The sequence below is a fragment of the Labrys sp. LIt4 genome (assembly GCF_017813775.1).
Taxonomy (GTDB): Bacteria; Pseudomonadota; Alphaproteobacteria; order Rhizobiales; family Labraceae; genus Labrys; species Labrys okinawensis_A.
Genome location: NZ_JAGIPY010000003.1, coordinates 538,745 through 545,418 on the forward strand (window position 1 = coordinate 538,745; position 6,674 = coordinate 545,418).

At 62.0% G+C, this 6,674-nt stretch carries 8 protein-coding genes and 1 pseudogene; 5 read left to right on the forward strand and 4 right to left on the reverse strand.

What is annotated here, in order from left to right:
• Positions 1-180 precede the first annotated feature (180 nt).
• The 3 genes from J8I29_RS08370 to J8I29_RS08380 form a co-directional block, all read right to left on the reverse strand.
• Entirely contained in the window at positions 181-819 is a 639-nt protein-coding gene (locus J8I29_RS08370) for an SGNH/GDSL hydrolase family protein (protein WP_245196775.1), read from the reverse strand.
• 144 nt (positions 820-963) lie between these two features.
• The gene (tam, locus tag J8I29_RS08375) at positions 964-1,734 is read right to left on the reverse strand and encodes a trans-aconitate 2-methyltransferase (protein ID WP_209431276.1); all 771 of its coding nucleotides are present in this window, start codon (positions 1,732-1,734) and stop codon (positions 964-966) included.
• A 48-nt stretch (positions 1,735-1,782) separates the two neighbouring features.
• Positions 1,783-2,508: an SDR family oxidoreductase gene (locus tag J8I29_RS08380; protein WP_209431277.1), complete on the reverse strand. Its 726-nt coding sequence runs from the start codon at positions 2,506-2,508 to the stop codon at positions 1,783-1,785.
• Positions 2,509-2,863: 355 nt separating this feature from the next.
• Between J8I29_RS08380 and J8I29_RS08385 the strand changes: the two genes are divergently transcribed.
• Positions 2,864-4,201 (forward strand): Hsp70 family protein, encoded by a 1,338-nt coding sequence (locus J8I29_RS08385; RefSeq protein WP_209431278.1) that lies wholly within the window; start codon positions 2,864-2,866, stop codon positions 4,199-4,201.
• Positions 4,198-4,608: a hypothetical protein gene (locus J8I29_RS08390; RefSeq protein ID WP_209431279.1), complete on the forward strand. Its 411-nt coding sequence runs from the start codon at positions 4,198-4,200 to the stop codon at positions 4,606-4,608. The genes J8I29_RS08385 and J8I29_RS08390 overlap by 4 nt, the downstream gene beginning before the upstream one ends.
• Positions 4,609-4,714: 106 nt before the next feature.
• Here J8I29_RS08390 and J8I29_RS08395 read toward each other — a convergent pair whose 3' ends face one another.
• Positions 4,715-5,329 (reverse strand): TetR/AcrR family transcriptional regulator, encoded by a 615-nt coding sequence (locus tag J8I29_RS08395; protein WP_209431280.1) that lies wholly within the window; start codon positions 5,327-5,329, stop codon positions 4,715-4,717.
• Between the two features lie 116 nt (positions 5,330-5,445).
• Here J8I29_RS08395 and J8I29_RS08400 point away from each other — a divergent pair, with 116 nt between their 5' ends.
• The 3 genes and pseudogenes from J8I29_RS08400 to J8I29_RS29980 form a co-directional block, all read left to right on the forward strand.
• A complete protein-coding gene (locus J8I29_RS08400) occupies positions 5,446-5,889 on the forward strand; it encodes a cupin domain-containing protein (protein WP_245196776.1) in 444 nt (147 codons plus the stop codon).
• Between the two features lie 10 nt (positions 5,890-5,899).
• Positions 5,900-6,322 carry a DoxX family protein gene (locus J8I29_RS08405; RefSeq protein ID WP_209431282.1) on the forward strand — a complete coding sequence of 141 codons (423 nt, stop codon included), beginning with the start codon at positions 5,900-5,902 and terminating at the stop codon, positions 6,320-6,322.
• Positions 6,323-6,399: 77 nt separating this feature from the next.
• A pseudogene (locus tag J8I29_RS29980) lies at positions 6,400-6,537 on the forward strand (IS481 family transposase); the annotation flags it as partial.
• Positions 6,538-6,674 lie beyond the last annotated feature (137 nt).

A 6,674-nucleotide genomic window follows, 5' to 3' on the forward strand; every position in this document is an offset into this window, starting at 1 on the left:
GTCGGGCTGGCGGTTGTCGGGTCTGATCTGCTGCTGTCTTCAGATCGAGCGCACCCCTACCCCCGCCAGAGGCCTGCGAAAGCCAAAATACCAGTAAAAGGTGGGGGCGGATGCAAAGGTCATGGCAGGCATATAGCGACGGTGAGCGGTTTTGTCACGCGCGAATTTGCCGACGGGCCCTCAGCCTCCCAAGGCCTGGGCCCGTTCGGCGAATACCTGCCCCAGAATGAGATGCGCCTCGGCCTCGTAATGGATGCCGTCGACCGGGCTCACCTCGATCAGCTTGCCGGTATCGAGAAACTCGGCACCGTGCTTTCGCGCGACCGCTTCGTAGAGGGACGGCAGGGCCTGCGATTTTTCCACCCCGCCGGCGAACAACGGTCCCAGGCAGCCGACCACACGGATGGGCGGCGGACAGGCGATCAGGAGCTTGGCCGGCGGCTGGTCGAGATTGGGCGTCGCGGCGATGATGCCGGCGAGAATGTCGACCCCGGCGGCAATATCCTCCGGCGGCGCACTGAAACGGGCTTTGAGGTCGTTGGTACCCAGCATCAGTACGATGACATCGAGCGGGCGGTGGCTTTCCAGGCAGGCGGCGAGATAGCGCCGACCATTCTTGTGAGTGCCCTCGATGAGATCGTCGCGGATGGTGGTGCGCCCCGGCAGGCCTTCCTCGATCACATGCCAGGCATGGCCGAGGATCTTGCGCATCACTCCGGGCCAGCGCGTCTTGCCGTCATAGCGCCGGGCTTCTTCCAGGCTGGCCAGAGGTGGCGTGCCGAACGTGTTGGAATCGCCGAAACACAGGACGTTCTTCATCTTGGTCATTTCCTTGCTGGGCCCGTGGGCCGGAACATTGTCGGGATAGAAGCGCGACCGGTGTGCCGATCTCCAGATCGGCATCTTGGCCTTAGAAACGCGCCGCTTCAAAAAGTCCCGATCCGGAGATCGGCACACCCGCTGCTAGCGCTGCACCACGACGAAGAGGCGCGGGAAGGCCAGCACCACCTTGCCGTCGGCCCGCGGTGAATAGGCCTTCGCGATGCGCGCCGTATAATCGTCCAGAAAAGCGGGCTGCTGCTCGGGATCGAGCGGATCGAGAAAGGCGCGCAGGCCTGTCGCCCGCAGCCAGGACACGATGGCCGGCGCGTCGTCCAGCACGTGGTAATAGGTGGTGCGCCAGATATCGATCGAGGACGCCCGCCCGGCAAACAGGTTGTAATAGTCTTCAGCCGGCAGGATGCGCTCGCGGATGCGCGAGGCATCGCCGAGCCTGGCCGCCCAGGGCCCGTCCGCGGCCGTCTCACGCATCAGGCGATGGGACGGCTCTGCCAGATTGTCGGGCATCTGCACGGCCAGCACGCCGCCCGGCGCGGTTTGGGCCAGCAGGCGCGGCAGCAGTGCCGCATGTCCGGGAACCCATTGCATCACGGCATTGGCGAAAATCAGTTCCGGCGGCTTTTCCGCCTGCCAGTTCGTCACGTCGCCCCGCTCGAAGCGGGCGGAAGGCAGGCGCTTGCGCGCTTCCGACAGCATGGCCTCTGACGTATCGATCCCGGTCACCTCGGCCGTGGGCCAGCGTTTGGCCAGGAGTTCGGTGGAGTTGCCCGGGCCGCAGCCAAGGTCGACGGCAAGGGCGGGCGAGGCCAGCGGGACCCGATCGAGCAGATCGCGCGCCGGTCGCGTGCGCTCATCCTCGAAGCGCAGATAGAGCGAGGGATTCCAATCGGCCATGAAAATATCCTTCGATAGTCGCTCCGCGAAAGCGCCTGCGGCATCGCATCAGGTGATCAGGAAGCCACCATCCACCGGCATGGCGACCCCGTTCACCATCGAGGCCTTGTCGCTGAGGAGAAAGGCGATGGTCTCGGCCACTTCCTCCGGCTCGAAGAAGCGCCCCAGCGGAATGCGCTGCAGCATCGGAGCAGCCTTGGCGGGATCGCTCCATGCCTTCACCGCCATGGGCGTGAGGATCACCGTCGGGCAGATCGCGTTGACGCGGATGCCCTGACGCCCGAGTTCGTTTGCCATCACGGTTGTCAGCGAGTCGAGCGCGCCCTTGCTGGCGCAATAGGCCGCGTGGTCGGTAAAGCCGATCGAGGAGGAAATGCTGGATACGTTGACGATCGCTCCCTTCTTGCCCCGGGTGATCATGCTGCGCGCACATTCCTGGCCGAAGATCATGGCTGCGACCACATTCACCGACATCAGTTCCTGGAAGGCTTCGACGCTGGTTTCCAGGAATGGCTCGAGCGAGGTGGTGCCGGCATTGTTCACCAGCCGGTCGACGGGCTGGATCGAACGGGCGGCGGCGCGTACGGCCTCGGGATCGGCAAGGTCGACGGCATGGATTTCCGCCCCCGTCTCGGCGGACAGGCTTTCGAGTTCGGCCTGATTACGCCCGATGGCAATGATTTCAGCACCCCGGGCCGCCAGCAGCTTGGCGGTGGCCCGCCCGATGCCCTTGGTTGCTCCCGTCACCACGATACGTTCGCCGGCAAATTCCATCGCGTCCTCCCGCATGTTTGGCGGCATGGTAGCGGGCGGGAGCGTGCTGACAAGTCTGACAAATCAAAGTCGGAAAATTTTGGATCGGCACTAGCTTTGATGAGCCTCTTGGGCTATTTCCCCCGGCCCTCTTCCCCACCGCCGGAGCAAAGCGCGTTCGAACATGGACGCTCTCCTGCTCTGTCCTCAGCTTCGATGCGTCCTTGCGATTCTCGTCGGCGTCGACGGATCGCAAACGCCTTCGGGCAAAGTGCGATTTCCCTGAAATCGCGCTTTGCTCTCCAATTTTTTGTTTTTACGCGTTTTCCTTATCGAAAGTCTCTCAACTTTTCTGGAAAACGCTCTAGGAGGCACCATGCCGCCCCAATCTCCAGCAGCGGAACAGAGCGCCCCTGTTTCTGTCGGCATCGACTTCGGCACCAGCAACACGGTGGTCGCCTTCGCCCATGCCGACGGCCGCACCGAAGCACTGAATTTCGAGCATGGCGGCCAGGGGCTGAACCATTTCGTCACCGCCCTGTGCTTCTGGGACGAGCGCCGCCCCGGCAAGTCCACGATTCGCGTCGAAGGCGGGCCTTGGGCCATCGAGCAATTCGTGGAGGCGACCACGGCCTTCCGCTTCATCCAGTCCTTCAAGAGCTTTGCCGCCAGCGCCACCTTCCAGGAAACCCGCATCTTCCGCGAGCGCTTCCGTTTCGAAGACCTGCTGGCGACCTTCCTCAACACGCTGGTCAAGCATGCCGACGGGCGGCTCGACCTGTCGGCCGCCAATCTCGTCATCGGCCGCCCCGTGACCTTTGCCGGCCGCCAGCCCGATGACGATCTGGCCATGCGGCGCTACCAGACCGCGTTTGAGCGCCTGGGCGTCGTCAATCCCACCTATGTCTACGAACCGGTGGGCGCGGCCTTCTTCTACGCGCGCCAGCTCGAGCGCGACGCGACCGTGCTGGTCGCCGATTTCGGCGGCGGCACCAGCGACTTTTCGATCATGCGCTTCGAGCAGGTCGCCGGCCAGCTGAAGGCCGAACCCCTCGCCCATTCCGGCATCGGCATTGCGGGCGATGCCTTCGACTATTCGATCGTCGACCGCATCGTCTCGCCGCGCCTGGGCAAGGGCGGGCGTTTCCGCTCCTTCGACAAGGAATTGTCGATCCCCAATCACTATTACGCCAACCTCGCGCGCTGGCACCAGCTCGCCCTGATGAAGACCAATGGCGACCTCAAGGGCTTGCAGGACCTGGCCAAGGTTGCCGTGGAACCGGAGAAGCTCGAAAAATTCATCGAGATCATCGAGTTCGACATGGGATTTGCGCTCTACAGCGCCGTGTCCAGGGCCAAGATCGCCCTCTCCAGCCAGGACGAAACCGAGTTCCGCTTCGCCGGCGGCGATATCGAGATTGCGGCCGCGCTGAAGCGCCGCGATTTCGAGCGCTGGATCGCGGGAGACGTCGCCCGCATCGAGGCGAGCCTCGACGAAGGATTGAAGCGCGCCAACACAAGGGCCGAGGAGATCGAGCGTGTCTTCCTCACCGGCGGTACCTCCTTCGTCCCCGCCATCCGCAGGCTCTTCGCCGAACGCTTCGGCGAGGAGCGCCTTGTTACCACGGACCAGTTCGAGTCGATCGCCTATGGCCTCGCCTTGATAGGGCAGGACAAGCAGAAGGAACGCTGGGAGGTGAGGAAGGCGGCGTGATGGTCAAGACGTCAATCGAAGGCGCGCGCAATCCCGGCGGCTTCGGCTTTCACGCGTCGGCGCGACCAGATCGCAAAGATGGGCAGGACAACGATAAAGAATGCGAAATAGCAGGTCGTCAGCGCCTGGCGGCCGAGCCAACGGAAGCCAACCTAAAGCGAACAGCAGACAGACCACTTGAAACCACCCTTCTAGGGGAGCAGCCTGTGGCGGGCGATGTCGACCAGGGCAGCACCAACTGTGTAAGCATGGAAGCGAACATCGCAATCAGTCCGCCGACTTTATCGGGCGATCCGCTCCTATGTCGGGGCCGCGTTCCGAGTCGCAATGACTCTAAATTCAAGCACTTGTGGCGCCTCGCCTCCCTTTTTCCGAGTCGCGGCATCCCTTTCCCCGAGGCCAGATAGCGGTCGCGTCACCGATCTGTGGAGCAGGCATCCCGCTACTACAACAACGCGACATGGCGCAGCGGCTTCTCTGAGAGGGTAGATCTCAGAGTTTTTCCCACCACTGTCACGCTCTCTTGAAATCACTGTCCTCCAGGGCTGCCTTCAGGATGGCCCTTGCCGTCCAGCGTAGTGTCCTCTCGGCCTCGTCAGGTTCAAGCTCGCAAATATCCAGCATCACGACGAGGGATTCGACGCCCGTAACCAGCGAAAGGGCATGAATGAGCCTGTCGAGCTGCTTCGAGGGAACGCGGTCCTGAAGCGGCGATAGTGCTTCCTTGAGCCAGGGAATACGGCGGCCGCCGCGGCGCACCTGGGTCTGGCCGGTCACGACATTGCCGAGCAGGGCTCTGAAGACGCTCTCGTTGTTCAGGATCATATGGAAGATGTCGAATACGAGCTTGTCGAGCCGAGCCTCGGCGTCGTTGAGACTGGCATCTGCCGCGGCCGGTTCGATGCTGATGACATCGGCGACGCCATCGAGCACTGCTTCGCGGATGATTTCATCAGGTGTCGAGAAGTAGCGGTAGGCGGTGGCCCGGGAGATCCCTGCCAGATCGGCAACCTCCGCCACCGATGGATGTCCGCCGTTCTCAACGATCTGTCGTGCTGCACGCAGCAATTCACCGCGCGTACGGCGCTTCTGGTTTACCCGCTCGAATCTTTTCTCTTGACTGTCCATTTTCGCCTCATTATGAGACATCAATCTCATTAAGAGCTGAGTGTATCACAAGCGCCCGGGGGCACAAGTCAATGAATTCCATTCCGGCAAAACCAAGCCAATCGGCGAGCACGCCGATGACCGTTCACTTCATCGGCAATATCCTGACCTTTCGCGCACGGTATGCCGACACGAAAGGCAGTTTCACCGTGATCGAGGTTCTCACCGCGCCGAATGCCGGCCCGCCGCCGCACACGCAGACGGATCAGGAGGCCTTTCTCATTCTCGAGGGCCGTTATGAAATTACCGTCGGCAATGAGACGAAGATCTGCGGGCCAGGCGACTTCGTGCATGTCTCGCCGGGAACCATGCACGCTTTCCGCAACATCGCCGACGTCCCGTCGAAGCTGCTGCTGATCAACTTTCCGGGCGATCTGCATGAAGAATTCTTCGTCACGGTCGGCGAGCCGTTGCCGCCGGGGACGACGGCGTTTCCAGAGATGTTGCCGCCCGACATTCCGAAGATCGTCGAGACGGCCGCTCGTTTCGGCATCGATATCCCGCTCGCGCCGGCAGCCTGAGGAGCAAACGATGTTTATAGATAAGCTTCTGTCGTCACCGGCATTTGGCGTCTTTGCTCGCGTGCTCGTGACATTCCTCTTCTGGTCCAGCGGCCTCGCGAAGCTTTTCGACTTTGCCGGTGCCGTTGCCGAAATGGAGAAATACGGGGTGCTACCGGCAGCACCGATGGCCGCATTGGTGATCATGGTTCAACTCGGCGGCTCGGCGCTGGTGATTTCAGGCTGGAACGTCTGGCTGGGAGCTGGAGCGCTCGGTGTGTTCACAGCGCTGACGATCCCGATCGCGCACGCGTTCTGGCGGATGACTGGGGAGGCCGCCTTCTTCGAGATGCTGTTTGCGATCGAGCATGTCAGCGTGATCGGCGGGCTGATGCTGGTTGCCATCCTGCGGCGGCCGGCATCGGCTGCGGCAGGGTGCCTGGCAAACGCATAGAAACGGTGGAGCACCGGACCTGCCCGGCTACCGGTCAGCTCTTGCGATTGGGAAAGAAGCGCGCGGTGGCGGCAAGCATCGCCGCCTACTTCGGGTGCAGGCTGAAAGCTCTGCGGGGCCTTAGGTGCTATGAGTTCATCTGCAAACGCTGGACACTCGAGCCAGAAAAGTTCAGGCTCAATTCGCTCCATCAAATGCCAGGAGTAAATACCTAGTAAGAAGTCGTCCGTGAAGAACTCGCAAGCTGCTGATTCAGCGTTAGTTTTTTAGCCAGGCAAGTATTCGCGTTTGCCGGATTTTGTCGGTGTGGACGGCGATTTCCGGCAATTTGCATTGTAATGCAAGGCGTGAT